This window comes from Mesorhizobium sp. B2-4-7 (assembly GCF_006442685.1).
Lineage (GTDB): Bacteria > Pseudomonadota > Alphaproteobacteria > Rhizobiales > Rhizobiaceae > Mesorhizobium.
Genome location: NZ_VFVH01000005.1, coordinates 290,486 through 312,246 on the forward strand (window position 1 = coordinate 290,486; position 21,761 = coordinate 312,246).

General features: G+C 64.3%; 28 protein-coding genes. 16 read left to right on the forward strand and 12 right to left on the reverse strand.

Going from position 1 to position 21,761, the window contains the following annotated elements; translation table 11 throughout:
- Positions 1-5 precede the first annotated feature (5 nt).
- On the reverse strand, positions 6-1,280 hold the full coding sequence (locus FJ946_RS16970; RefSeq protein ID WP_140565509.1) for a DUF763 domain-containing protein: 1,275 nt from the start codon (positions 1,278-1,280) through the stop codon (positions 6-8).
- A gap of 162 nt (positions 1,281-1,442) precedes the next feature.
- Positions 1,443-2,135, reverse strand: a complete 693-nt coding sequence (locus FJ946_RS16975; protein ID WP_140556314.1) for a DUF2270 domain-containing protein — start codon at positions 2,133-2,135, stop codon at positions 1,443-1,445.
- Between the two features lie 212 nt (positions 2,136-2,347).
- Here FJ946_RS16975 and FJ946_RS16980 point away from each other — a divergent pair, with 212 nt between their 5' ends.
- From FJ946_RS16980 to FJ946_RS17010, 7 genes are all read left to right on the forward strand, one after another.
- On the forward strand, positions 2,348-3,067 hold the full coding sequence (locus FJ946_RS16980) for a gamma-glutamylcyclotransferase (protein ID WP_140565507.1): 720 nt from the start codon (positions 2,348-2,350) through the stop codon (positions 3,065-3,067).
- Positions 3,068-3,195: 128 nt separating this feature from the next.
- Entirely contained in the window at positions 3,196-3,519 is a 324-nt protein-coding gene (locus FJ946_RS16985) for a metalloregulator ArsR/SmtB family transcription factor (protein WP_140559868.1), read from the forward strand.
- Positions 3,516-3,947: an SRPBCC domain-containing protein gene (locus FJ946_RS16990; protein ID WP_140565504.1), complete on the forward strand. Its 432-nt coding sequence runs from the start codon at positions 3,516-3,518 to the stop codon at positions 3,945-3,947. Before FJ946_RS16985 ends, FJ946_RS16990 begins: the two co-directional genes overlap by 4 nt.
- Before the next feature lie 73 nt (positions 3,948-4,020).
- Complete coding sequence (locus FJ946_RS16995; RefSeq protein ID WP_140559866.1) at positions 4,021-4,413, forward strand: VOC family protein; 393 nt, start codon at positions 4,021-4,023, stop codon at positions 4,411-4,413.
- 34 nt (positions 4,414-4,447) lie between these two features.
- Positions 4,448-4,672, forward strand: a complete 225-nt coding sequence (locus FJ946_RS17000; protein WP_140499210.1) for a hypothetical protein — start codon at positions 4,448-4,450, stop codon at positions 4,670-4,672.
- A gap of 11 nt (positions 4,673-4,683) precedes the next feature.
- On the forward strand, positions 4,684-5,139 hold the full coding sequence (locus FJ946_RS17005) for a DUF1801 domain-containing protein (RefSeq protein ID WP_140565501.1): 456 nt from the start codon (positions 4,684-4,686) through the stop codon (positions 5,137-5,139).
- Between the two features lie 97 nt (positions 5,140-5,236).
- On the forward strand, positions 5,237-5,635 hold the full coding sequence (locus FJ946_RS17010; protein WP_140516262.1) for a DUF1801 domain-containing protein: 399 nt from the start codon (positions 5,237-5,239) through the stop codon (positions 5,633-5,635).
- 73 nt (positions 5,636-5,708) lie between these two features.
- On the opposite strand, the gene FJ946_RS17015 is transcribed toward FJ946_RS17010, so the two are convergent.
- The 5 genes from FJ946_RS17015 to FJ946_RS17035 form a co-directional block, all read right to left on the reverse strand.
- Positions 5,709-7,691, reverse strand: coding sequence for a glycoside hydrolase family 127 protein (locus FJ946_RS17015; protein WP_140565498.1), 1,983 nt, complete (start codon positions 7,689-7,691; stop codon positions 5,709-5,711).
- 21 nt (positions 7,692-7,712) lie between these two features.
- Positions 7,713-8,570, reverse strand: coding sequence for a carbohydrate ABC transporter permease (locus FJ946_RS17020; RefSeq protein WP_140565495.1), 858 nt, complete (start codon positions 8,568-8,570; stop codon positions 7,713-7,715).
- Positions 8,570-9,496 carry a sugar ABC transporter permease gene (locus tag FJ946_RS17025; RefSeq protein ID WP_140499200.1) on the reverse strand — a complete coding sequence of 309 codons (927 nt, stop codon included), beginning with the start codon at positions 9,494-9,496 and terminating at the stop codon, positions 8,570-8,572. Before FJ946_RS17025 ends, FJ946_RS17020 begins: the two co-directional genes overlap by 1 nt.
- Before the next feature lie 374 nt (positions 9,497-9,870).
- Entirely contained in the window at positions 9,871-11,118 is a 1,248-nt protein-coding gene (locus FJ946_RS17030; RefSeq protein WP_140565491.1) for a sugar ABC transporter substrate-binding protein, read from the reverse strand.
- 63 nt (positions 11,119-11,181) lie between these two features.
- Complete coding sequence (locus FJ946_RS17035) at positions 11,182-12,231, reverse strand: LacI family DNA-binding transcriptional regulator (RefSeq protein WP_140565487.1); 1,050 nt, start codon at positions 12,229-12,231, stop codon at positions 11,182-11,184.
- A 728-nt stretch (positions 12,232-12,959) separates the two neighbouring features.
- Between FJ946_RS17035 and FJ946_RS17040 the strand changes: the two genes are divergently transcribed.
- Both FJ946_RS17040 and FJ946_RS17045 read left to right on the forward strand, forming a co-directional pair.
- On the forward strand, positions 12,960-13,166 hold the full coding sequence (locus FJ946_RS17040; RefSeq protein ID WP_140499194.1) for a hypothetical protein: 207 nt from the start codon (positions 12,960-12,962) through the stop codon (positions 13,164-13,166).
- 5 nt (positions 13,167-13,171) lie between these two features.
- Positions 13,172-13,363 carry a hypothetical protein gene (locus tag FJ946_RS17045; RefSeq protein ID WP_140521391.1) on the forward strand — a complete coding sequence of 64 codons (192 nt, stop codon included), beginning with the start codon at positions 13,172-13,174 and terminating at the stop codon, positions 13,361-13,363.
- 23 nt (positions 13,364-13,386) lie between these two features.
- Here FJ946_RS17045 and FJ946_RS17050 read toward each other — a convergent pair whose 3' ends face one another.
- Both FJ946_RS17050 and FJ946_RS17055 read right to left on the reverse strand, forming a co-directional pair.
- Positions 13,387-13,653, reverse strand: a complete 267-nt coding sequence (locus tag FJ946_RS17050) for a DUF1488 domain-containing protein (protein WP_140499190.1) — start codon at positions 13,651-13,653, stop codon at positions 13,387-13,389.
- Entirely contained in the window at positions 13,650-13,898 is a 249-nt protein-coding gene (locus FJ946_RS17055) for a hypothetical protein (protein WP_140499188.1), read from the reverse strand. Before FJ946_RS17055 ends, FJ946_RS17050 begins: the two co-directional genes overlap by 4 nt.
- A gap of 246 nt (positions 13,899-14,144) precedes the next feature.
- Here FJ946_RS17055 and FJ946_RS17060 point away from each other — a divergent pair, with 246 nt between their 5' ends.
- The 3 genes from FJ946_RS17060 (at position 14,145) to FJ946_RS30790 (ending at position 16,455) form a co-directional block, all read left to right on the forward strand.
- Complete coding sequence (locus FJ946_RS17060) at positions 14,145-14,459, forward strand: co-chaperone GroES (RefSeq protein WP_140565483.1); 315 nt, start codon at positions 14,145-14,147, stop codon at positions 14,457-14,459.
- 60 nt (positions 14,460-14,519) lie between these two features.
- The gene (gene groL / locus FJ946_RS17065; RefSeq protein WP_140663576.1) at positions 14,520-16,148 is read left to right on the forward strand and encodes a chaperonin GroEL; all 1,629 of its coding nucleotides are present in this window, start codon (positions 14,520-14,522) and stop codon (positions 16,146-16,148) included.
- 148 nt (positions 16,149-16,296) lie between these two features.
- Complete coding sequence (locus tag FJ946_RS30790) at positions 16,297-16,455, forward strand: hypothetical protein (protein ID WP_181167670.1); 159 nt, start codon at positions 16,297-16,299, stop codon at positions 16,453-16,455.
- Positions 16,456-16,472: 17 nt separating this feature from the next.
- On the opposite strand, the gene FJ946_RS17070 is transcribed toward FJ946_RS30790, so the two are convergent.
- Positions 16,473-16,886: an NUDIX domain-containing protein gene (locus FJ946_RS17070; RefSeq protein WP_246673067.1), complete on the reverse strand. Its 414-nt coding sequence runs from the start codon at positions 16,884-16,886 to the stop codon at positions 16,473-16,475.
- Between the two features lie 76 nt (positions 16,887-16,962).
- Between FJ946_RS17070 and FJ946_RS17075 the strand changes: the two genes are divergently transcribed.
- Positions 16,963-17,460 carry a GAF domain-containing protein gene (locus FJ946_RS17075; RefSeq protein WP_140516241.1) on the forward strand — a complete coding sequence of 166 codons (498 nt, stop codon included), beginning with the start codon at positions 16,963-16,965 and terminating at the stop codon, positions 17,458-17,460.
- Between the two features lie 93 nt (positions 17,461-17,553).
- Here the strand turns inward: FJ946_RS17075 and FJ946_RS17080 are convergent, their stop codons facing one another.
- Both FJ946_RS17080 and FJ946_RS17085 read right to left on the reverse strand, forming a co-directional pair.
- Positions 17,554-18,618: a YeiH family protein gene (locus FJ946_RS17080; RefSeq protein ID WP_140565475.1), complete on the reverse strand. Its 1,065-nt coding sequence runs from the start codon at positions 18,616-18,618 to the stop codon at positions 17,554-17,556.
- Between the two features lie 105 nt (positions 18,619-18,723).
- Positions 18,724-19,044 carry a hypothetical protein gene (locus tag FJ946_RS17085; protein ID WP_140565471.1) on the reverse strand — a complete coding sequence of 107 codons (321 nt, stop codon included), beginning with the start codon at positions 19,042-19,044 and terminating at the stop codon, positions 18,724-18,726.
- Between FJ946_RS17085 and FJ946_RS17090 the strand changes: the two genes are divergently transcribed.
- The 3 genes from FJ946_RS17090 (at position 19,037) to FJ946_RS17100 (ending at position 21,495) form a co-directional block, all read left to right on the forward strand.
- Positions 19,037-19,504, forward strand: coding sequence for a GNAT family N-acetyltransferase (locus FJ946_RS17090; RefSeq protein ID WP_140499176.1), 468 nt, complete (start codon positions 19,037-19,039; stop codon positions 19,502-19,504). The genes FJ946_RS17085 and FJ946_RS17090 overlap by 8 nt on opposite strands.
- Positions 19,505-19,524: 20 nt before the next feature.
- Positions 19,525-19,908 (forward strand): ACT domain-containing protein, encoded by a 384-nt coding sequence (locus FJ946_RS17095; protein WP_140516236.1) that lies wholly within the window; start codon positions 19,525-19,527, stop codon positions 19,906-19,908.
- Positions 19,909-20,061: 153 nt separating this feature from the next.
- A complete protein-coding gene (locus FJ946_RS17100) occupies positions 20,062-21,495 on the forward strand; it encodes an aldehyde dehydrogenase family protein (RefSeq protein WP_140565468.1) in 1,434 nt (477 codons plus the stop codon).
- Positions 21,496-21,761: the final 266 nt, after the last annotated feature.

Consider the following 21,761-nt stretch of genomic DNA (forward strand, 5'->3'; position numbering starts at 1 on the left):
GCGATCTAGCCCGACTTCTTGGCGCCGCCCGGCAAAGCACCTTCAGGCGGCGGCTCCGGGCCGAAGACGCTGCGGCCGCCGAGCAGGTGCGACTGGTCGAACTCGCCGGCGACGATCTCCTTCAGGCTCGGGCCGGTGACGTAGCGCTCCAGTCGCCGCGCCTGGCCGTCGAGCCGCTGCAAGGCGGCAAGCTCCTCCTCGCGGCCGAGCTTGGCCTTGGCGACCGCCGACTTCATGACGGCGATGGTTTCGTCATAGACCTTCAGCGGCACCGGAAAGGGATGCCGGTCCTTGCCGCCATGCGCCAGCGAGAAGCGCGCCGGGTCGGAAAAGCGGCACGGCGCGCCATGCACCACCTCCGCCACCATGGCCAGCGCCCGCACCGTGCGGGCGCCGACGCCCGGCACCAGCAGCAATTCGGGAAAATCCGTCGGGCCGCTCTCGATGGCGGCGGAGATGTTGCCGTGCAGCCGGCGCATGACGATGTCGCTTTCGCGCACGTCATGGTGCGCCGGCATGACCAGATTGGGCAGCATTGGTTGTGCACTGTCGCGCTTTGCTTCAGTCGCCGCAGGCTCGATGGCGGCGAATTCGTGCACGATCCGGTCGGGACCGAGCTGGCGCAGAAGATCGAGCTGGCCGCTGCGCGAGGCCTCGGCGCGATGGTCGGTGAGGTTGACGATCTCGCCCTGCCGCTCGCCCTCGATGGCCGCGTGCGGCTGGTCGACGAAACTCTTCAACCCTTCCGACAACCAGTGGTAACGGCGCGCCTGCCTTCTGTCGCCGTTCATGCCTTGCTGGACGACCACCCAGCGGCTGTCGTCGGTGACGATGAAGCCGTGCAGATAGAGGTCGAAACCGTCCTGCACGGCGGCGCTGTCGACCTTGGCGACCAGGCGGCTGGCCGTGGCAAGGGCCGCGCCGTCGAAGCCCACGCGTTCGCCGATCATCTCCAGCTCATGCGGCGTCTTGCGCGAATGAGCGCCGCGTCCGCCGCAGACATGGATGCCGAGCTCGCCCGACAGCGGCGTCAGCCCGCGCTTCAGCGCGCCGATGACGCTGGTGGTGATTCCGGACGAATGCCAGTCCATGCCCATCACCGCACCGAAGGACTGGAACCAGAAGGGATGCGCCAGCCGGCGCAGCAGCTCGTCGCGGCTATAATGGTGGACGATCGCCTGGCACAGCACCGCGCCGAGCCGCGTCATGCGGTCGCCCAGCCATTTCGGGACCCGTCCGCCATGCAGCGGCAGGTCGGCGCTGCCGCTTCGCTGCGTCACTTGTTTCGATGCTCCGTGGCCGGCCGCCCGAGGACCGGATCTGTCCCTCTAGATGGCATCCATGCGGCTATTTTCCAAGCCGGCACGCAGGCGCTCATTCGCGGTTTGATTCAGGATGGCGCCTCACCCGGTTGTTCGCAAAGCGTTTTTGTCCATCGCGGACTAGACATGCACGTCTCCGAAGGAGAGTTCGCCGTTGTCGTCGGGCGTCAGTGAGGCGACGGCCAGCAGGCCGGCAAAGAGGATGGCGACCAGCGTGACGATGACCAGGCCGGGCACGGGACCCAGGGCGGCGGCGCTGACGGCCTCGCGCAATGTGCCGACGAAACCCACCGGCGCGGCCCGATCGAGCAGGCTCGGCGTCGATAGTTTGAGGATCCAGGCGAGCAGCAGGATCAGCATCATATGGATGTAGTTGCGGCGCAAACGGCGCGCCAGCGCCACCCGCTGCGAGACCAGGAATTTCGGCGTGCGCAGGCTTTCGCCGACGATCAGCAGCCAGTCCGAGGCGAAGTCCGGCTGCGGCGAGAATATCTGCGCGAAATAGTGGCGCTCGAACTGGCGCACACGGGCGCGGTAGACGTCGAAGAAGCGGTAACGCCGTGCCTCGATCCACAGCAACAGCAGCACCAGCAGCATGGCGAACAGCAGCACGCCGTGATGGGCACTGGCCGTCGACAGCGACACCGACAGCATCGCGGCCACGACGGTGATCGCCCAATTGCTGGTCCTGTCGATACGGTCGCGCCATCCCGCCATGCGGGCAATCTCGGCGCGATGGAAATGCGACATCACGGTGACCATTTCGCCAGGCGTAAGTGTCCTGCCGACGGGCGTTGCCGGCGCATCGTTCATAGTTCCCTCCCAACCCTATGGAACGCCTCGAACGCGATCTCGTTCCGCCGACGGCGGCTCGCGCCAACCCAGGCGGACTTTCGGCCAATTCTATCGCGACGGTGGTGCGCCGAGGCTTTTCAAACGCTTGGGCAGGTCCGCTCAGCTTCTGAGTCCGGGTCCGAGTGGCTCTGGCTCTTGAGAATCCCTTTGCCTTGGGCAACATGACGAACATGAACAAGCCGATTTCCACCGCATCGCCGCGCAAGGCGGCGATGGCGCTGACGGAGGCGCTGGTCGCCCGCACCTTGCGCGCGGTCGAGGATGCCGGGCCGACGCCGGGCATGGTCTACATGACCGACGCCGACTATGCACGTTTCAGCGACGAAATCCTGGCCGATGCGCCGGCCGGGCCGCTGAAACTGTTCGCCTATGGCTCGCTGCTGTGGAAGCCGGCGGGCGAGGTGAGGGGCGGCGAGCGCGCGGTGGCGACCGGCTGGCACCGCTCCTTCTGCTTCACCGTGCAGCGGTTTCGCGGCACGATCGAGCAGCCCGGCCTGATGATGGCGCTCGACCGTGGTGGCCAATGCCAGGGCATGGTGTTCGAGATCGCGGAGCCGGTTGCCGACAATCTCGAGGCGCTGCTGCGCCGCGAGATGACCATCCTGCCCGCCGTCAACGTGCCGCGCTGGCTGCGGGTCAGGACCGAGGGCGGCATGTGCCGCGCGCTCGGCTTCGTCGTCGATCCCGCCAATGCGCGCTATGTCGGCAGGCTGGACAAACCGGCGATCGCGGCGACGCTGGCCCGCGCCGCCGGCCATTGGGGCTCGGGCGCGCAATATCTGTTCGAGACCATCCGCCACCTCGACGCCTGCGGCATTCGCGATCGCAACCTGTGGCAGTTGCAGGCATTGGTGGCCGAGGAGATCAACCGCGTCCACGCCACGGCTTAGCGATCGGCGTCCCAGCGCAACGCGATCCGGAAGTTCCAGACGCTTTCCCGCCCCTCCAAATCTTCCGCTTGACGAATACATATCCCGACGGTTATACGTCCATCAATAGCCAACGGGTTATCGATTAAATGCCGGATGCTCATGATGCGCTCTTCAGGACGCTCGCCGACCCGACGCGGCGCGCCATCTTCGAACGGCTGTGCCGCCAGGGAGAGCAGACGGTGGGAGCGCTGACGATCCAGTCGGGGGTCTCGCAGCCGGCCGTGTCGAAGCATCTGGGCGTGCTGAAGCAGGCCGGGCTGGTGCGCGACCGCCATGAAGGCCGCCAGACGCATTACAGCGCGCAGCTCGGCGCACTGGCGCCGCTGATGGACTGGACGCGTGAGATGGCCGGGTTCTGGGAAACCCGGTTCGACGATCTCGAGGATCTGCTCAAAAGGATGGACCAGTGAACGACAGTGCCGCCGACACCCGCACTGTCGTCGTCGAGCGGCAGATTTCGCATCCGCCGGAAAAACTCTGGCGCGCACTGACGCAACCGCATCTGATTGAGGAGTGGCTGATGAAGAACGATTTAAATCCGGTCGTGGGCCATCGCTTCAACCTCAGCACCGCCTGGGGCGGCGTGCTGGATTGCGAGGTGCTTGCCGTCGAGCCGCACAAGACGCTGTCCTACACCTGGAACCTCGCGCACCAGGACCCGACCTTCGATCTCAGGAGCGTGGTGACCTTCACGCTCACCCCGACGCCTGCCGGAACCCATCTGCGCATGGAGCAGTCCGGTTTCCGGCCCGAGCAGAGGCGGGCCTATGGCGGCGCCAAGATGGGATGGCCGAAATTCCTGGAGAAGCTGGAAGAGCTCCTGGCACGGACGGACTGAAATCCGCCAGGCGGGGTTCATGGCAAGGCTGTTCGAAGACGGCCGCCGCAACAAAACCTATGGAGGACATGCGATGAAGATCAAATTGACCCGCGTCTATGTGGACGACCAGGAGAAGGCGCTTGCCTTCTACACCGACGTGCTGGGCTTCACCAAGAAGGCCGATTTCAGCAACGGGCCGTTTCGCTGGCTGACCGTGGCTTCGCCGGACGAGCCTGAGGGAACCGAGCTGCAGCTTGCGCTGAGCGACAACCCGGCGGCCAAGGCCTACCAGCAGGCCTTGTTCAAGCAGGGCCAGCCGGCGCTGATGCTCTTCACCGACGACATCAAGGCCGATCACGAGCGCATCAAGGCGCGGGGCGCGGCCTTCGCCATGGCGCCGACCGAAGTGACCGGCTCGACCATAGCGCAGCTCAACGACAGCTGCGGTAACCTCATCCAGATCACGCAGCTGGCGCGCTGGTAAGCGGCGTTTCGTTCATTTTCCGGGAGGAGATAGCATGGATTGGAACAAATGGGTCCGGCAAACGCATCGCTGGCTATCGATCATCTTCACGGGGACTGTCCTCGCCAACTTCGTCGCCATGGGCTTGGGGCAGCCGCCTGCCTGGGTGGTCTATTCGCCGCTGCTGCCGCTTTTCCTGCTGCTGTTCAGCGGCCTCTACATGTTCGTGCTGCCATACGCCGCCAAGCGGCTTAACGGGCGGCAGCGCGCGAGCCAGTAAGGACGGGATGGATGGCGAAGAGGCAGGGGCAATCAGCCAAAGGCGCCGCCAGGCCAGCAACCGCCGGTCCGGTCCTGCTTTCTGGCGGCAACCCGCAGATCGCCAAGGGCGAAGGCAACGCCCCCGTGCAGGCCTATATCGCAGCCATGCCGGACTGGAAGAGCGAGGTCGGCGGCCGTCTCGACGCGCTCATCGAGCGTGCCGTGCCTGATGTGCGCAAGGCCGTCAAATGGAACTCGCCCTTCTATGGCGTGGAAGGCGAGGGCTGGTTCCTCAGCTTTCATTGCTTCACGAAATACATAAAGGTGGCCTTCTTCCGCGGCATCTCGCTGGACCCGGTGCCGCCTGGCCAGTCCAAAAGCAAGGACACGCGTTACCTTGACATTCATGAGGACGACGAGTTCGACGAGGCCCAGTTCACCGAGTGGGTGAAGCAGGCGAGCCGACTGCCCGGCGAACGGATGTGAGATTTGCGCGCCGGGCCCGGATTTGCCGCCCGCGACAGAGCGCCTATGATCGGGCGGACGGGGCGGTGACCGCCCTCAAGCCTGAAGGAGAACGGACATGACGAAGAGCGGGTCGCCAGAAGGCAGGTCTCCTTCGCAGCTCATAGACGGCAGGATCGAGGAACTCGGCGACTGGCGGGGCGAGATGCTGAGCCGGCTGCGCGGCCTGATCCGGCAGGCCGACCCCGAGATCGTGGAGGAGTGGAAATGGCGCGGGGTCCCGGTGTGGGAGCATGCCGGAATGATCTGCACCGGCGAGACCTACAAGAACGTCGTCAAGCTGACCTTCGCCAAGGGTGCGGCGCTGCCCGATCCGTCGCGCCTGTTCAACTCCAGCCTGGAAGGAAACACCAGGCGCGCCATCGATTTCCAAGAGGGCGAGGAGGTCGACGAGGAAGCGTTCAAGGCGCTTATCCACGCCGCCGCCGCTCTGAACAAGTCAAAGGCCCGGCGATAGGCTCCGTGTGACTGGCACCGAAGACGCGGCGGGCAGAACGAAACCTGTCGCGCTCCTTCGCGCCCTTCTGGCCTCATCCGTCCCTCAGCCACACCAGCATCTCGCCGGGCTCGCGGTTGTCCCAGGCGAAATAGGGGATGGCGGTCAGCCGCGTCTGTCTGGCAGCGGGCGGGTCGGTGCGGTAAAGCCCGTTTTGCCAGCCCTCATCGGTGTCGGCCAGCGCTGTGGTCGAAAGCGCCACCACGCCGCCCAGCAGGTCCGGCTCGTCATGCGCCTCGATGCTTGCGGTGCGCGGCAATGCGATGCGGTGCAGGCTGCCGTCATTGTCGGTCGCCTCGACGCAGTAGATCAGCGGGCCGCGCGAGAGCGCCACGCGGCCGGCGTCCTGACGCACCTGCGGGTTGGCGTAGAGCCGTTCGATCGGCATTTCGAGATCGAGGCGGACGCTATCGCCCTTCTTCCATGTGCGCCGGATCGCCGCGTAGCCATCGCTGGTGACGTCCTCGAGCTTCACCGTCTCGCCATTGACCTTGAGCGCCGCGCCGGCGCTCCATGCCGGCACGCGCAGATGCAGGGTGAACGCGACCGGCGCCTGCGGCTCGATGGTGATGGCGACCGCACCGTCCCAGGGGTAGCGGCTCGCCTGCGTCAGTGCCACCGGCACGCCCGCTATGTCGAAACGAGCGGTGGAATCGCCATAGAGATGGACGGCAAGCGCGTCGTCCGCCAGGCTGTAGAAATAGCTGCCGATGGAGGCCACCATGCGCCCGATATTGGGCGGGCAGCACGGGCAGCGGTGCCATTTCCATCTGTTGTGCCGGCCCCGGCTTTCCAGCGGGTTTTCGTAGAAGAACAGCGAGCCGTCGAGCGACAGGCCCGAGATCGAGCCGTTGTAGAGCGCCCGCTCCATGATATCGGCGTAGCGGGCGTTCGGCCCCATGCCGAGCATGCGGCTGGCCCAGAACACCAGGCCGACGGCGGCACAGGTCTCGGCGTAGGCGCTCTCATTGGGCAGGTCGAAATCGCTGGTGAAGCCCTCATTGTGCGCCGACGGCCCGAGCCCGCCGGTGATGTAGAGGTTCTTGCTGGTGAGATCGTCCCACAGCCGGTCGAGCGCCACCCGCAAGCTGTCGTCGCCATATTCGGTGGCGATGTCGGCCATGCCGGAATAGAGATACATCGCCCTGACCGCATGACCGACGACCTTGTCCTGCTCGCGCACCGGAATGTGCGACTGGCTGTATTCATAGGTCTTGAAATGATAGGCCTTGGGATCGGTGCCGCGGGCGCGCGCCTCCTCGTCGAAATAATGCGGTTGCTGGCCGCGCTGGTCGATGAAGTATTTCGCCAGCTCCATGTATTTGTTCTCGCCAGTCACCCGCGCCAGCTTCACCAGCGCCAGCTCGATCTCCTCATGGCCGCAATAGCCCTTCTTCTTGCCCGGCTCGGGCCCGAGCACCGAGGCGATATGGTCGGCATAGCGGCACATGACGTCGAGCAGCTTGCGCTTGCCGGTCGCCTGGTAATAGGCGACGGCGCCCTCGATCAGGTGGCCGGCGCAATAGAGCTCGTGGCAATCGCGCAGATTGGTCCAGCGCAGGCCGGGCTGGATGCGCTGGTACCAGCTCGAGAGATAGCCGTCCGGCTGCTGCAGCTTTTCGTAGAGGTCGATGACGGCGTCGATCTTCTTCTCCAGCTCCGGGTTCTTGGCGCGGTAGAGCGAATAGGCCGCCGTCTCGATCGTCTTGCCCCAGTCGGAGTCCCAGAACATCTGCGTCGTCACCGTCGAGCCGGTGAAGCCGGGGGAGGCCGCCTCGTCGGGCGAAGGGGAATGGAACGGGATGACGACGCCGGGCGAGGGCCGGTCCGGATCGATCTGCTCCAGCATGCCCGCCTCGACGCAGCGGTCGTAGAGGATATCGGCGGTGCGCGCGGCGACGGCGTCGGCACGGTCGCCCCAGAAGCCGTGCACGTCGACCTGGGGCACCGGTAGCGGCCGGAAGGCGAGTTTGGGCCTGGAGGCGCTGGCAGGCCTGGCGGAAGACGATGCGGTCATGAACTTACTCCATTCGATCGATCACTTGACGGCCCCGGCCATCAGGCCGCGGATGTAGAAGCGCTGCAAAGCCAGGAACAGGATCAGGCACGGCACCATCATCACGGTGACGCCCGCCTGCACCGCGCCCCAGTCGATGGCGCCGAAGCGGCCGGACTGGAGTGCGGTCATCATCACCGGCAGCGTGAACTTGGACTGGTCGGTCATCAGCACCAAAGCGGCGAGGAACTCGTTCCAGGCGCCGAGAAAGGCGAACAGCGCGATGGTGACGACGCCCGGCCAGACCAGCGGCAGCATCACCTTCAACAGCATGGTGGGGTTTCCGGCGCCGTCCATGCGCGCGGCCTCCTCGATCTCGCGCGGCATCGCGTCGAAGGCGTTGCGCATCATGAAGATCGAGAACGGCAATTGCAGCGTCACATAGACGCCGACCAGCCCGGTCAGCGTGTTGTGCAGGCCAAGCTTGGTGAGCACCAGGAAGATCGGCGTCAGGATCGACTGGAATGGAATCATGATCGTCGACAGGATGAGGACGAAGAACAGGTCCTTGAGAGGAAATCGGAAGCGCGAGAAACCGTAGCCGGCGAGCACGGAGACAACGACGGAGACCAGCACCGTCATGACAGAGACGTAGATGCTGTTCTGCGCCGAGACCCAGAGCCCGTCGCCGAACGTGTTGAGCGTGGCGTAGTTTTCCAGCGAGAAGCCTGTCGTCGGCCAGGGCGGCAACGGCGGCTGGCGCGCCTCCTGCGCCGGCTTGAAGGCCGACAGCGCGGTCCACACGATCGGCGCCACGAACAGCACCGAGGCGATGATGCCGGTGGAGTGCCTGACGACGCTGGCGGCGAGCTTGCCTTGAGCGGACATTGCCTGCGCCATCAGTCGAGGCCCTCGGGCTTCCTCAGCAGCCAGAGCTGCACCAGGCTGAGCGCCACCAGGATCACCAGCAGCACCATGGAGAGCGCCGCGCCATAGCCGAGCTTGAACGACACGAAGGACTGGTTGAAAATCCAGTACACCGCCGTCAGCGTCTGGTTGCGCGGGCCGCCGCGCAGGATGATGTAGAACTGGTCGAAGGCGAGGACCGAGCCGGCCACCGACAGGATCAGCGCCAGCGCCAGCGTGCGGCGCATCAGCGGCAAGGTGATGGCCCGGAACCTCGCGAACGGGCCGGCGCCGTCGATGACGGCGGCCTCCTGCAAATCCTGCGGGATCGATTGCAGGCCGGTCATCAGGATGATCATGGTGAAGCCGGCGACCTTCCACACCACCATGGCGATGATCGACCAGAAGGCCGGCTGGAAGGTGGCCAGAAGGTTGAATTTCCTGTCGATCAGGCCGAGGTTGTAGGCGGCCGGGCTGAACAGGCCGGAATCGACGTTGAGCAGCCATGACCAGAGCAGGCTCGCAGAGGCGAAACCGACCACCGCCGGCATGAAGAAGGCGGTGCGGTAGAGATTGGTCAGCGGGCGCGGCCGTTCGATGAAGATGGCCAGCGGAAAGGCGACGGCGAAGATCGCGATGGTGACGATCACCGTGTAATAGCCGGTGAATTTCAGCGCATTCCAGAACCTGGTGTCGCGCAGGATCGCGACGTAATTGTCGAGGCCGATGAAGGAGTGCCCGCCCATCAGGGGCCAGTTGTGCAGCGACATCCACGCCGTCATGCCGAGCGGGATGACGAAGAACACCATGACCAGCGCCACGGCCGGCGCGACGTAGATGAGACCGATCCATTGCCGGCGACCGGCACCGACGAGTTTTCGGGCGCGGGGCGGGGCGGTGGTTGCTGTGATGGTGGTCATGGCTGGCCCGCTTTTCCTTCTCCCCTTGTGGGGTGAGCGGCCGGTTCGCCGGAGGCGAATTCATCGTGCCAGTGGCACGATGAAAGGCCGGCGAACACCGGGACGCTGCGAAGCAGCGGGGACCCGGCAGAGTGGATCGGCCACCACCCGGCCCTTCGCAGGCTCAGGGCGTTCGAAGCTCGAAAAGCCAAGCAGTTGGCTTTTCGTCCGCTGCGCGGACCGCTTCTCACCCCACAAGGGGAGAAGGGGAGGCGAAGTGCGCTAGGTCCCAAGCTGTCGATGCTAGTGAGTCTTCTCAACGCGATAGCCCTGTATCTGAACCAAACAGTATCCGGCCACCCGCTCAGGGAGACAGGCGGGCGGCCGGCAGGCGCCTATTTCTGCGGCGCCTGGTCTATGATCGACTGCATGGTCTCCTGCGCATTGGCGATGGCGCCGTCGACGTCGTCGCCGAAGAACACCTCGTTGACCATCTGCGTCCACGGGCCGTTGGCGGAGTTGATCAGGTCGTTGAACACCACCGAATAGGGCGTCTTGCCCTTGGCCATGGCCTCGGCTGCGACCTGGTAGCGCGGGTCGAGGTCCTTCAGCGCGTCCTTGGCGATGTCGCCGCGCACCGGCAGGCTGCCATATTTGGCCAGGATCGTCTGGCCTTCCAGCGAATAGGCGAAGTCGAGGAACTCCTTCACCACATCGATCTTCTTGGTGCCCTTGGTGACGACGAAATTATCGCCGCCGGCAAAGGACGACCAGCCGCCATCCTTGCCCGGCAGGAAGGTGATGCCGTAGTCGATGTCGGGATACTGGGTGTTGAGCGCGCCGATGGCGAAGGCGCCCGAAGGCGAGATGCCGATGTTGCCGCCGGCGAAGGCGGCGAAGAAATTGGCGCCGGTGTCGGTCTGGGCGCCTTCCGGCACCAGGCCCTTCTTGACCATCGAGCGGTAGAGATCGATGGCGCCACGCAGCTGCGGGCTGTCCAGCGTCGCCTTGGAGCCGTCCTGTGAGAGAATATCGCCGCCCGAGGCCCAGACCAGCGGCGTGAAGGTGAAGATGTTGCAGCCGCCGCAATTGCCGGAGAAGTAGAAGCCCTTGATGTTGCCGCCGAGCGCATTGACTTTTTCGGCGTCGGCTTCGATCTCGGCCCAATTGGCCGGGCCCTTTTCGGGGTCGAGGCCGGCCTGCTTGAACAGCTTCTTGTTCCAGATCAGCACCGAGGCGTCGGCGGAGAAGGGCAGGCCGTAGATGCGGTCCTTGTACGTGCCGGTCTTCACATGAGCCGGCGACAGGCTGGCGAAATAGGGGAGCGACTTGGCCCAGTCGGTGATGTCCTCCAACTGACCGGCGGCAGCAAAGGAGGGCGTGTAGATCAGGTCGAGCGACAGCGCGTCGGGCGCCGTGCCGCCGGCGGCGGCAGCACCGTATTTCGGAATGATCTCGGCGTTGGGGATGATGTCGAGCTTGATCTGGTTGGTGTGGCCCTTGTTGTAGGCATCGACGATGCGCGGCATGAAGTTCGAGCCGTCGGCGCGCACCCAGATGTTGGCGGTCTCGGCGGCGGCAAATTGCAGCCCGCAGCCGAGTACGGCGGGCGTCAAGGCCAGCTTGGCAATCAAAGTCCTCATATTCTCCTCCTCCACGTTTTGGCCGCGATGCGCGGCTTGCCGCCGATTGCGGCGTTTGGTTCTTCAGCCGTCCGGCAGGCGGCCGCAGGACTGACGCACCACCAGCCGGCACGGCAGTTTCCGGATGCCTGGCGCGGCGGGCTTGCCGCCGACCAGGGAAAGCAAGGTCAGCCCCGCTTCGCGGCCGAGCGCAGCCAGGTTCATGTCGACCGAGGTCAGCGGCGGGCGTGTCGCTTCGGCCACGATCTCCCAATTGTCGAAACCGATGACGCCGACATCGCCGGGCACGTCGAGACCGCGCTCGCGCAAGGCATCGATGACGCCGCGCGCGATCTGGTCGTTGCCGCAGAAGACGGCGTCCGGCCTTTCGCTTGCGCCGTCGGCCGCGCCGTCGAACAGCCTCGCCACGGCTTCGTGTCCCCAGGCCTCCGACCACGAGCCGAGCAGCGGCTCGGTGACCGACAGGCCGTTCTCGGTCAGAACATCGCGATAGGCCTGCGCCCTGGCGTGCACCACGGCAAAGCTCGCCGGTCCCGAGACATGGGCGATGCGCCTGCGGCCGAGCCGACAGAAATGCTCCACTGCCAGCCGCGCGCCGCCAGCGTCGTCGGAGACGAAGGCGACGGCGTCGGGATCGGGCTGGGTGAAGGCATAGATCACCGGAATGCGCAGATTGGACAGGTCGACCGGCAGATGACGGTCGATGCGCTTGCCGGTGGCGATGATGCCGTCGACGCGCTTGTCGAGCATGGCCTCGACATGGAGCTGGCCGAGACGCGGATCCTCCTCGACATTGCACAGGAACACCGAGACGCCGGCGTCGACCAGCGCGTCGGAAATGCCCGACATCAGCGGCAGCGAGAAGCGGCCATAGGTATCGTTGGTGAGCAGGCCGACGGTGAAGGAGCGTCGCCGCAGCAGGCTCTGCGCCAGGCTGTTGGGCCGGAAGCCGAGGCGCTGCGCGGTCTCGCGGATGCGCTCGCGGGTCTCGGCGGTCATGCGGCCCTGGTCGTTGAGCGCCTTCGAGGCGGTGGCGACGCTGACGCCAGCCTCGGCCGCCACGTCACGCAAGGTGACGGGCTTGGGAAAGGCTGGCTGATCGTCCAATGCCATTGCGGCGAAAATCCCGATTGGGAAAAGGTTTTCTCTTACAGGCCGGAATGACCCGGCCAATGGCCGAGCCCGCTCGGAAATGTTTGGAAAAACCTTTTCTCAACCCAAACTAGGCCAGATCCAGAGGCTGTTCAAGAGGAAAAGTGGCTGGTCCTCCGGTGGTGCGAAGTGGCCGCCGGAGGGCGGGCTCACGGGCTCGCCGCCCGGCGAGTTCATCAGGCGAATTCCTGATCGGCAGCCGTCAGTGCTGCCCACGGCGCGAGCCGGCCAAAGCAGCAATCGGCGACATGTCTACAAACGACTCTTCGGTCTTAACGCTTGCGCAAATATTATCGGCTAGTTCGCTAGTCATGGCCTCGTGGCGGAGCGGCTACGCTGGAGACGGCAAATCTCTGAAGCCTCGGTTCGATCCCGAGGCGAGGCCTCCAAAAAATCATATGACGTAGAGCCTGCGTCGGACCATCAAGGGCGATGGGTCTTGCCAGCTTGCATTTGCGGCCTGGGCCGGACAGGTCCTCGTCTTCGTTGTGACGCTGACGCGCCGGCAAGAAGACTGCTACCCAGCCGACTTGCGCGCTTTCAGCATCTGACGATCGGGGTCACGTGGCATGCGGCCGGCGTTAAAGCAGCCTATTTGCATTTGGCATGCAGGGCACTCGCCAAAAGAGTGCTATGGAAGGGCGAGAGCTTGCCCGCTCCGACTTTCCCCGACATTCGAGGCCATTTTCGTGCGTGAACCGTCGCTGTTGCCCGTCTTTGGAAAACTTGGCGCCAAGGGACCCCGTGTCGTCGCGGTGGAACCGGTCCCGTCGGCAGGTATCGCCCCACGGCTGCGGGAGGCCCTGGCCGCCCATGGCGGCATGGTGCTGAAGCTGTCGGTCGTCGCCTGGACGATATCGGTCCTGGGCATGGTCTTCTTCATGTTGCAGGGCTGAGGCAAATGGCCAACCGCTACGCACTGCGCATGGACTTGCCCCAAAGCTGGGCCATCATCGACGTCTTCACCGGCCAGCCCGTCGTCGTCAGGCAAAGAGCGATGGTCGGCATGAGCCCGCGCGACGCCAACGCCATGGTCGATCAGATGAATGTCCGGGACGTCAAGCGCCGGGAGAAGGCGGAGCGTAAATCCTGATCCAGCGCCGTTCGCCTGTCGTCTCAGCGGAAGTCGTCGGCCGTCAGCACATACATGCTCTTGCGCGTGCGGTCATAGGCCTTTGACGCTACGTCGCGGATAACACTGCTCTCGGTGTCGAAGGTGGCGAGATAGCCGGCTTCATTGGCTGCCGTCGCCGGCTGCATCCTCGTCATGGCATCGGCGGCGACCGAGAAGGAAATCTGGAACATGCCGTCATAGCCGACGAACCGGATGCGCTTGCCGGCCTCGTCGTAGCTGCGGCTGCGGTTGGGGAAGGTCAGGCTCATGATTTTGCCTCCGTCGTTTTCTTCACCGCGCGTTTCTTCTTCGGCGTCGGGTTCAGGGCCTCGGCCACGCGGTCGGCTTCTTCCTTGGCCAGCCGCAATTGCCTCAGCCTTGCCGTCTTGATCTCCCTGGCCCTCGCTTCGGACATATATTCGGCTGTTGCCTTGTTGCGCTCCGCCGTCTTCTTCTGCTTGTCGACAAAGCGCGCTTCAGCTTTTTCCATGATCGTCTGGTTGCCGTCGGCCATCGAGGAAATCTCCCTTGAGTCTGAAATCGTGAAAATGAACTTGTCCGATAAATAGGTACTCTGCCGGGAAAATTCAAATTTTTGAAATATTTGGTCGTTTTTCCGACCCGATGAACCCAGGCGCCGAAATAATACTATGATTATTCAATATCCGCTCGGAATAAATTTTGGCACTCCTATCTATCGAGTGCCAAAGAGCCTATAGAAGGGGGCGGCCGCCTATGCCGGCCCCAGAAAGAAGTTCTCATGAAATTTCGGCCACTCCACGACCGCGTCGTCATCCGGCGCGCCGAAGGCGATATCAAATCCAAGGGCGGCATCATCATTCCCGACAATGCCAAGGAAAAGCCGCAGGAAGGCGAAGTGATCGCGGTTGGTCCCGGCGCCCGCGACGAAAACGGCGCACTTGTTCCGCTCGACGTCAAGGCCGGCGACTTGATCCTGTTCGGCAAATGGTCGGGCACGGAGGTCAAGATCGACGGCGAGGATCTTCTGATCATGAAGGAAGCCGACATCATCGGCGTTATCGAAAAGAGCATCGAAGCCAAGAAGGCCGCCTGACTGAAGCGCCGCGCCTCTGCGCGGTGACGGCTCCACTCCAAATGCGAACTGGATAAAATCATGTCTGCCAAGGAAATCAAATTCTCCACCGATGCGCGCGACCGTATGCTGCGCGGCGTCGAGATCCTCACCAATGCGGTCAAGGTCACGCTCGGCCCCAAGGGCCGCAACGTCATCATCGACAAGGCCTATGGGGCGCCGCGCATCACCAAGGACGGCGTCACCGTCGCCAAGGAAATCGAGCTTGCCGACAAGTTCGAGAACATGGGCGCGCAGATGGTGCGCGAAGTGGCCTCGAAGACCAACGACCTCGCCGGCGACGGCACCACCACTGCCACGGTGCTGGCCGCCTCGATCCTGCGCGAAGGCGCCAAGCTGGTTGCCGCCGGCATGAACCCGATGGACCTCAAGCGCGGCATCGACCAGGCCGTCGCGGCCGTCGTCGTGGAAATCAAGGCGAAGGCCAAGAAGGTCAAATCGTCGGCCGAGATCGCGCAGGTCGGCACAATCGCCGCCAATGGCGATACCAGCGTCGGCGAGATGATCGCCAAGGCGATGGACAAGGTCGGAAATGACGGCGTCATCACCGTCGAGGAAGCCAAGACCGCGAACACCGAACTCGACGTCGTCGAAGGCATGCAGTTCGACCGCGGCTATCTCTCGCCCTATTTCGTCACCAATGCCGACAAGATGCGCGCGGAGCTGGAAGAGCCCTATATTCTCATCCACGAGAAGAAGCTCGGCAATCTGCAGGCAATGCTGCCGATCCTCGAAGCGGTGGTGCAGAGCGGCAGGCCGCTGCTGATCATCTCCGAGGACGTCGAAGGCGAGGCTCTGGCGACGCTGGTCGTCAACAAGCTGCGCGGCGGCCTCAAGGTCGCGGCCGTCAAGGCGCCGGGCTTCGGCGACCGCCGCAAGGCGATGCTGGAAGACATCGCGGTGCTCACATCCGGCCAGATGATCTCCGAGGATCTCGGCATCAAGCTGGAGAACGTCACCATCGAGATGCTCGGCCGCGCCAAGCGCGTGCTGATCGAAAAGGACACCACCACGATCATCGACGGCGCCGGCACCAAGGCGACCATTCAGGCGCGTGTCGCCCAGATCAAGGGCCAGATCGAGGAAACCACCTCCGACTATGACAAGGAGAAGCTGCAGGAGCGGCTGGCCAAGCTCTCCGGCGGCGTTGCCGTCATCCGCGTCGGCGGCGCCACCGAGTCGGAAGTCAAGGAAAAGAAGGATCGCATCGACGACGCGCTGAACGCCACGCGCGCGGCGGTCGAGGAAGGCATCGTGCCGGGCGGCGGCGTGGCCCTGCTGCGTGCCAGGACGGCGCTTGCCGGCCTGAACGGCGCCAATGCCGATGTCACCGCCGGCATCTCGATCGTGCTCAGGGCACTCGAAGCGCCGCTCCGCCAGATCGCCGAGAATTCGGGCGTTGAAGGCTCCGTTGTCGTCGGCAAGCTCTCCGACAGCAAGGATCACAACCAGGGTTTCGATGCCCAGAACGAGGCGTATGTCGACATGATCAAAGCGGGCATCGTCGATCCGGCGAAAGTGGTGCGCACCGCGTTGCAGGATGCCGGCTCGATCGCCGCGCTTTTGATCACCGCCGAAGCGATGATCTCGGACATTCCGGCCAAGGATGCCGCGCCTGCGGGCGGCGGTGGCGGCATGGGCGGCTACTAAGATTCGGCCGGCTCGCGAAGGTGGTTTCATAAAAGCCATCTTTCAGACCTGATCCGTATCTCGCCAAAACGGTCTTTGCCGCAGGCGAGACGACTATCGCCGGGGATTCTCTCCCGGCGCGTAGGCCTCTGGCCCAGGAGATCGATCCATGATCGTGTTCGTGCAGAAGCCACAGACGGTCGTCACGACCGAAACGACAGAGGAAAGCCGCTTCGACCGCATCCGCAGGATTGCCGCCGACAAGCACAAGAAATCCGAGCCCGATCCGGCAACGCCACAAAAGGGCGAACCCAAGCGTCCGATGTAATAGCGGCGCCGCCGCCGCTACATTCCGCTCAACCTCAGCACCACATCGCGCGTCAGCGGCGCAAGTTCGACGGAATTGGTCGAGCCGGGCTCCAGCCAGATGATCTCCTCGATCTCGGCGGCGGCTATCGGCTGGCCGTCGATGGAGAGCGCGAACAATTCCGCCTCGACCGTGCTGTCCGGCTCGTTGGCGGCCGTGGCCGAGAACAGGCCGAGCCAGGAGGTGGTGGCGGGGTCGATCGCCAATCCGAGTTCCTCGCGCAGTTCGCGCATCAGGGTGTCGAGCGGGGCCTCGCGCGGCTCGATCTTGCCGCCGGGCTGCATGAAGGCGCTGGTGCCGCGCTTGCGCACCAGAAGCAGCCGGCCCGACGCATCCGCGATGACGCCGGCAGCGATCCTGATCTTGCGGCTTTCGTGGCGGGTAGGATTCACGGTAGACTGTTCCGGTGGTCGTTTGGTGCAGAGCCTGCGGAAAACGGAACCGCGATTCTCAGTTCGGAGACAAGCCATGTTCGCAGCCAAGGCCATCGACACTTCGGACAAGGCCGCGTTCTACCGCGATCTTGCCGCGCAACTGAAGGCGCTGCTCGAGGGCGAGGGCGACTCGATCGCCAATGCCGCCAACACCGCGGCGCTGATCTTCCAGATGGTGCCCGATCTCAACTGGGCGGGCTTCTATTTCCTGGCCTCGGACGAGGAATTGGTGCTGGGTCCGTTCCAGGGCAAGCCGGCCTGCGTGCGCATCGCCGTCGGCAAGGGCGTATGCGGCACGGCGGTCGACCTCGGCACTTCGATGCTGATCAAGGACGTGCACGATTTCCCCGGCCACATCGCCTGCGACGCCGATTCGCGTTCGGAACTGGTCGTGCTTCTCGAAGACGATGAAGGCGTCTTCGGCGTGCTCGATCTCGACAGCCCGCTGCCCGGCCGCTTCGACAAGGCAGACCAGGCCGGCATCGAAACACTGGCCGCGATCTATGTGGCGGCGAGTTCGTTCGAGGATTAGGCGCTCAGCAAAAAGACCGACGGTCGGCCGTCGAGTTCCTTCGCCCCCTCTGTCCGGCAGGACAGGGGCGCCGTAGAGCGCTACCTTTGGGGCCTAGGCCAACTTCACCAGCATCAGACTGAAGCCGCCGATGAACAGGAAGGCCGAGAAGGCGAGCGCGAGCGGGCGCAGGCCGCGCGAGCGCAGCTGCGAGATATCGGCCTGCAGGCCCATGGCGGCCAGCCCCATGGTCAGCATGATGGTGGTGGCGAGCGCCATCGCCGATTTCACTTCGGCGGGTATCGCGACAAGGCTGTTCAGAGCCACGACGGCGACGAAGGCGGCGACGAACCATGGCATGGGCGGGCGCGCCGCCTGCTGGTCGCTGCTGCTCTTGCGGCGCGCCATCAGGCCCAGCGCGATGATCATCGGCGCCAGCATGGCGACGCGGGTGAGCTTGGCGACGGTGGCGATCTCGCCCGATTGGGTGCCGTTCTGGAAGCCGGCGCCGATGACCTGCGCCACCTCATGGATCGAGGCGCCCGCCCACAGGCCGAAAGCATGCTGGTCGAGGCCGAGCAGCGGCGACAGCAGCGGGAAGCCGAGCATGGCGACGGTGCCGAACAAGGTGATCGAGGCGACGGCGTAGGTGACGTCCTCGTCGCGCGCGTCGGTGACGATGTTGGTGGCCACGATTGCCGAGGCACCGCAGATCGAGGTGCCGGCGGCGATCAGCTGCGCCAGTTTCGCGTCGACGCCGATCAGCCGGCCGAGTGTGATGGTGAAGACGAAGGTGGCGCCAAGGGTGGCTGCCACGATGCCGACACCGCCGGCGCCGATCGACACCACCTGGCCGAGCGTCAGTTGGAAACCGAGCAGCACTATGGCGAAGCGCAGCAGCCGGCGCTGCGAAAACGCGATGCCGGCCTTGGCGTGCCCCGGCGTGCCGAGCACGTTGGAGTAGATCATGCCGGCGACGACGGCTATTATCATCGGGCTGAACAGGGCAAAGCCGGAGACGTTGCGGGCCGAGAAGGCCACCGCAGTGATCATCGCGACCAATATCATACCGGGCACGGGTCCGGCCTTGGTCGAGTCGAGCGCCTTGCGGCGCTGCGCGGGTTCGGCGGAAATCAGGCTTTTTGGAATATCGTTCGCAATGTGGGATAAGGAAGACAACGTCATGCTCCAGGCGACTTCGCCCGGGGAATGCCATTCCCCGACTAATCTTTCCAATGAATTATTTTCGTTAGAATGATCGATTTTCCAGGACGGTTTTCCGGCTTACGTGACCAAAATGCGGTCGTCGGCCAAGGGCCGATACGGCATGCCTCTAATCAGGGTTGGTGAGGCAGCGCGGTAAAGAGGCTGGGGCACCGCCAGAAGGTGGCTTGGCGTCGGCTTGACGGGCCACTCATGCTGCGCCAGCTTGGCGCCATGTTCGTTCTTCCCCGCGCCAATGTCATGCGACGCCGAACCTGTACACTGCGAGGCGGCATGATTGCGCGACGACGAGGAGTGGCCCGTTAATTCCGGTTCGTTCTTCCCAGCCCCGCCCGCGCAACCGTCGGCGGGCTGTTCATGTCTGGAGCCCTCGATGAGCATCAATCCTTCCATCCAGTTCCGGCAGGCCGGGCCGGCGGACGCCGCAGCCATCCGGGACATCGTGCGCTTGGCCTATGCCAAATGGGTGCCGCTGATCGGCCGCGAACCGCTGCCCATGCGCGCCGACTACGACATAGCGGTTGCAGAGCATGAGTTCGACCTTGCGACCGACCAGGGCGAAATCGTCGGCGCGATCGAAACCATGCCAGCCGACGATCATGTCTGGATCGAGAATGTCTGCGTGGCACCGCATGCGCAGGGAAGGGGGATCGGCCGGCTGTTGCTGGAGCGGGCTGAACGCAAGGCGGCCGAAGCGGGCCGCAACGAACTTCGCCTGCTGACCAATGGCGCCTTCGCGGCCAATGTGTCGCTTTACAAGAGGCACGGCTATAGGATCGACCGGGAGGAGCCGTTCATGAACGGTACGACTGTCTATATGAGCAAGAGGCTCGCTGGATAGACCGCAATCGGAGTTCGACAATGGCTGCCAAAATCAGGCTGAAGCAACTGCCCGGGCTGTACGCGATTTCGCGGCTCGAGCCTGGAGCGAGCGTTCCCGGTTGGGCGGACGGGCCAGGCTTCGTCAGCATCACCAGAACCGAGGATGAACTTTCGATCGTCTGTCTGCAGGATCGCGTTCCAGATGGCGTCAAGCGGGATGACGAGTGGGTCGCCTTCAAGCTCCAAGGACCTTTCGCTTTCGATGAAACCGGCATCGTGTTGTCGGTCATCAGGCCACTGTCGGAAAACGAGCTGGGCATTTTCGTGGTGTCGACTTTCGACGGCGATCACCTGCTGGTGAAAGCCGCCGATCGGGTCGCGGCGACACGGCTTCTGGGCGAAGCCGGGCATACTCTGCTTTAACTCGTTCTATTCCAGCTATCGCCCGCCCGGCTGGTTCAACCGCTCGCGGCTCGCTCACCAGTTCGGGGTTGCGTTTGACACCGCCATTCGCGCATCGTTATTTCTAACCAGATATCACGCCGGACGGCTGTGCGGCGCCCCTCAGGAGAAATCATGTCACACAATCTGCAGTTCTTCATCGATGGCGCGTGGGTCGATCCTGTCGTGCCCAACACGCTCGATGTCATCGATCCGTCGAACGAAGATAGTTTCGCGCAGATTTCGCTGGGCTCCAAGGCCGACGTCGACAAGGCGGTGGCCGCCGCGAAGCGCGCCTTCGGCACATTCGGCTTCACCTCGGTCGAGGAACGGCTCGACATCCTCAACCGCATCATCGAGGTCTACAAGAAGCGCAGCCCGGACCTGGCGCTCGCCGTGTCGCGCGAGATGGGCGCCCCGCGCCGGATGGCGCTCGACAGCCAGGTCGGCATCGGGCTCGCGCATCTGGCCAAGATGGCGGAAGTGCTGAAGAGCTTCCAGTTCCGGCAGGTCAAGGGCTCCTCGCTGATCGTCAAGGAGCCGATCGGCGTCGTCGGCCTGATCACGCCATGGAACTGGCCGCTGAACCAGATCACCTGCAAGGTGGGTCCGGCGCTTGCCGCCGGTTGCACCATGGTGCTGAAGCCATCCGAGATCGCGCCGCTCGACGCCATCGTCTTTGCCGAGATCCTCGACGAGGCCGGCGTGCCGAAGGGCGTGTTCAACCTCGTCAATGGCGACGGTCCCGGCGTCGGCCAAGCGCTGTCCAGCCATCCCGATATCGACATGATGTCGTTCACCGGCTCCACCCGGGCCGGCATATTGGTGGCCAAGGCTGCCGCCGACACGGTCAAGCGCGTGCACCAGGAACTTGGCGGCAAGTCGGCCAACATCCTGTTCCCGGATGTCGACCTCGCCACCGCCGTAACCAAGGGCGTCGCCGGCTGCTTCAGCAACAGCGGCCAGTCCTGCAACGCGCCAACCCGTATGTTCGTGCCACGCGACCGTCATGACGAGGCGGCTTCCTATGCCAAGGCGGCGGCGGAAAAGTTCGTGGTCGGTCCGGCCGACGCTCCCGGCACCAAGCTCGGCCCTGTCGTCAGCCAGGCCCAGTTCGACAAGATCCAGGACATGATCCAGAGCGGCATCGACGAGGGCGCCACGCTGGTCACGGGCGGCCCCGGCCGTCCGGCCGAACTCAACCGTGGCTACTATGTCAGGCCGACCGTGTTCGCCGATGTCACCCACGATATGCGCATCGCGCGCGAGGAGATTTTCGGGCCGGTGCTGGCCATCATGCCCTACGACACGGTCGAGCAGGCGGTCGAGCAGGCCAACGACACCGTCTACGGCCTTGCCTCCTATATCCAGGCCAAGGATATCCAGAAGGCGCGCGACGTCGCGGCGCGCATGCGCTCCGGCAACGTCTACATCAACTATCCCCAATGGGACGCCGGCCTGCCCTTCGGCGGCTACAAGCAATCCGGCAACGGCCGCGAATACGCCGAATACGGGCTGGAGGATTTTCTGGAGATCAAGGGTATCGCGGGGTATGAGGCGGCGGAGTAGGCGGACAAGAGCCGCCCTCACAGAACGTGGGTTCCTCGCCCCCGCAAAGCGGGGGAGGTGGCCCCGAAGCGGTCGGAGAGGGGGCTGCGGCGATGGAGGTTTTCACGGCATATCCACGCCGCGCCATTCCCCCGCTCCGTCTCGGCTTCGCCGAGCCACCTCTCCCCCACCTTCGTGGGGGCGAGGAACCCTGGTTCTGTTATGCCGCACCACCTAGGTGGCCGCTCTGGTCCTGTTTTCCTTGCCAATTGGCAAATACATGCTAT

Coding starts and splice junctions, on each gene's coding strand:
- FJ946_RS16975 (WP_140556314.1), bottom strand. CDS start 2,135: ATGAACGATGCGCCGGCAACGCCCGTCGGCAGGACACTTACGCCTGGC.
- FJ946_RS16980 (WP_140565507.1), top strand. CDS start 2,348: ATGAACAAGCCGATTTCCACCGCATCGCCGCGCAAGGCGGCGATGGCG.
- FJ946_RS16985 (WP_140559868.1), top strand. CDS start 3,196: ATGCCGGATGCTCATGATGCGCTCTTCAGGACGCTCGCCGACCCGACG.
- FJ946_RS16995 (WP_140559866.1), top strand. CDS start 4,021: ATGAAGATCAAATTGACCCGCGTCTATGTGGACGACCAGGAGAAGGCG.
- FJ946_RS17000 (WP_140499210.1), top strand. CDS start 4,448: ATGGATTGGAACAAATGGGTCCGGCAAACGCATCGCTGGCTATCGATC.
- FJ946_RS17005 (WP_140565501.1), top strand. CDS start 4,684: ATGGCGAAGAGGCAGGGGCAATCAGCCAAAGGCGCCGCCAGGCCAGCA.
- FJ946_RS17010 (WP_140516262.1), top strand. CDS start 5,237: ATGACGAAGAGCGGGTCGCCAGAAGGCAGGTCTCCTTCGCAGCTCATA.
- FJ946_RS17015 (WP_140565498.1), bottom strand. CDS start 7,691: ATGACCGCATCGTCTTCCGCCAGGCCTGCCAGCGCCTCCAGGCCCAAA.
- FJ946_RS17020 (WP_140565495.1), bottom strand. CDS start 8,570: ATGGCGCAGGCAATGTCCGCTCAAGGCAAGCTCGCCGCCAGCGTCGTC.
- FJ946_RS17025 (WP_140499200.1), bottom strand. CDS start 9,496: ATGACCACCATCACAGCAACCACCGCCCCGCCCCGCGCCCGAAAACTC.
- FJ946_RS17030 (WP_140565491.1), bottom strand. CDS start 11,118: ATGAGGACTTTGATTGCCAAGCTGGCCTTGACGCCCGCCGTACTCGGC.
- FJ946_RS17035 (WP_140565487.1), bottom strand. CDS start 12,231: ATGGCATTGGACGATCAGCCAGCCTTTCCCAAGCCCGTCACCTTGCGT.
- FJ946_RS17045 (WP_140521391.1), top strand. CDS start 13,172: ATGGCCAACCGCTACGCACTGCGCATGGACTTGCCCCAAAGCTGGGCC.
- FJ946_RS17050 (WP_140499190.1), bottom strand. CDS start 13,653: ATGAGCCTGACCTTCCCCAACCGCAGCCGCAGCTACGACGAGGCCGGC.
- FJ946_RS17055 (WP_140499188.1), bottom strand. CDS start 13,898: ATGGCCGACGGCAACCAGACGATCATGGAAAAAGCTGAAGCGCGCTTT.
- FJ946_RS17060 (WP_140565483.1), top strand. CDS start 14,145: ATGAAATTTCGGCCACTCCACGACCGCGTCGTCATCCGGCGCGCCGAA.
- groL (WP_140663576.1), top strand. CDS start 14,520: ATGTCTGCCAAGGAAATCAAATTCTCCACCGATGCGCGCGACCGTATG.
- FJ946_RS30790 (WP_181167670.1), top strand. CDS start 16,297: ATGATCGTGTTCGTGCAGAAGCCACAGACGGTCGTCACGACCGAAACG.
- FJ946_RS17075 (WP_140516241.1), top strand. CDS start 16,963: ATGTTCGCAGCCAAGGCCATCGACACTTCGGACAAGGCCGCGTTCTAC.
- FJ946_RS17090 (WP_140499176.1), top strand. CDS start 19,037: ATGAGCATCAATCCTTCCATCCAGTTCCGGCAGGCCGGGCCGGCGGAC.
- FJ946_RS17085 (WP_140565471.1), bottom strand. CDS start 19,044: ATGCTCATCGAGGGCTCCAGACATGAACAGCCCGCCGACGGTTGCGCG.
- FJ946_RS17095 (WP_140516236.1), top strand. CDS start 19,525: ATGGCTGCCAAAATCAGGCTGAAGCAACTGCCCGGGCTGTACGCGATT.
- FJ946_RS17100 (WP_140565468.1), top strand. CDS start 20,062: ATGTCACACAATCTGCAGTTCTTCATCGATGGCGCGTGGGTCGATCCT.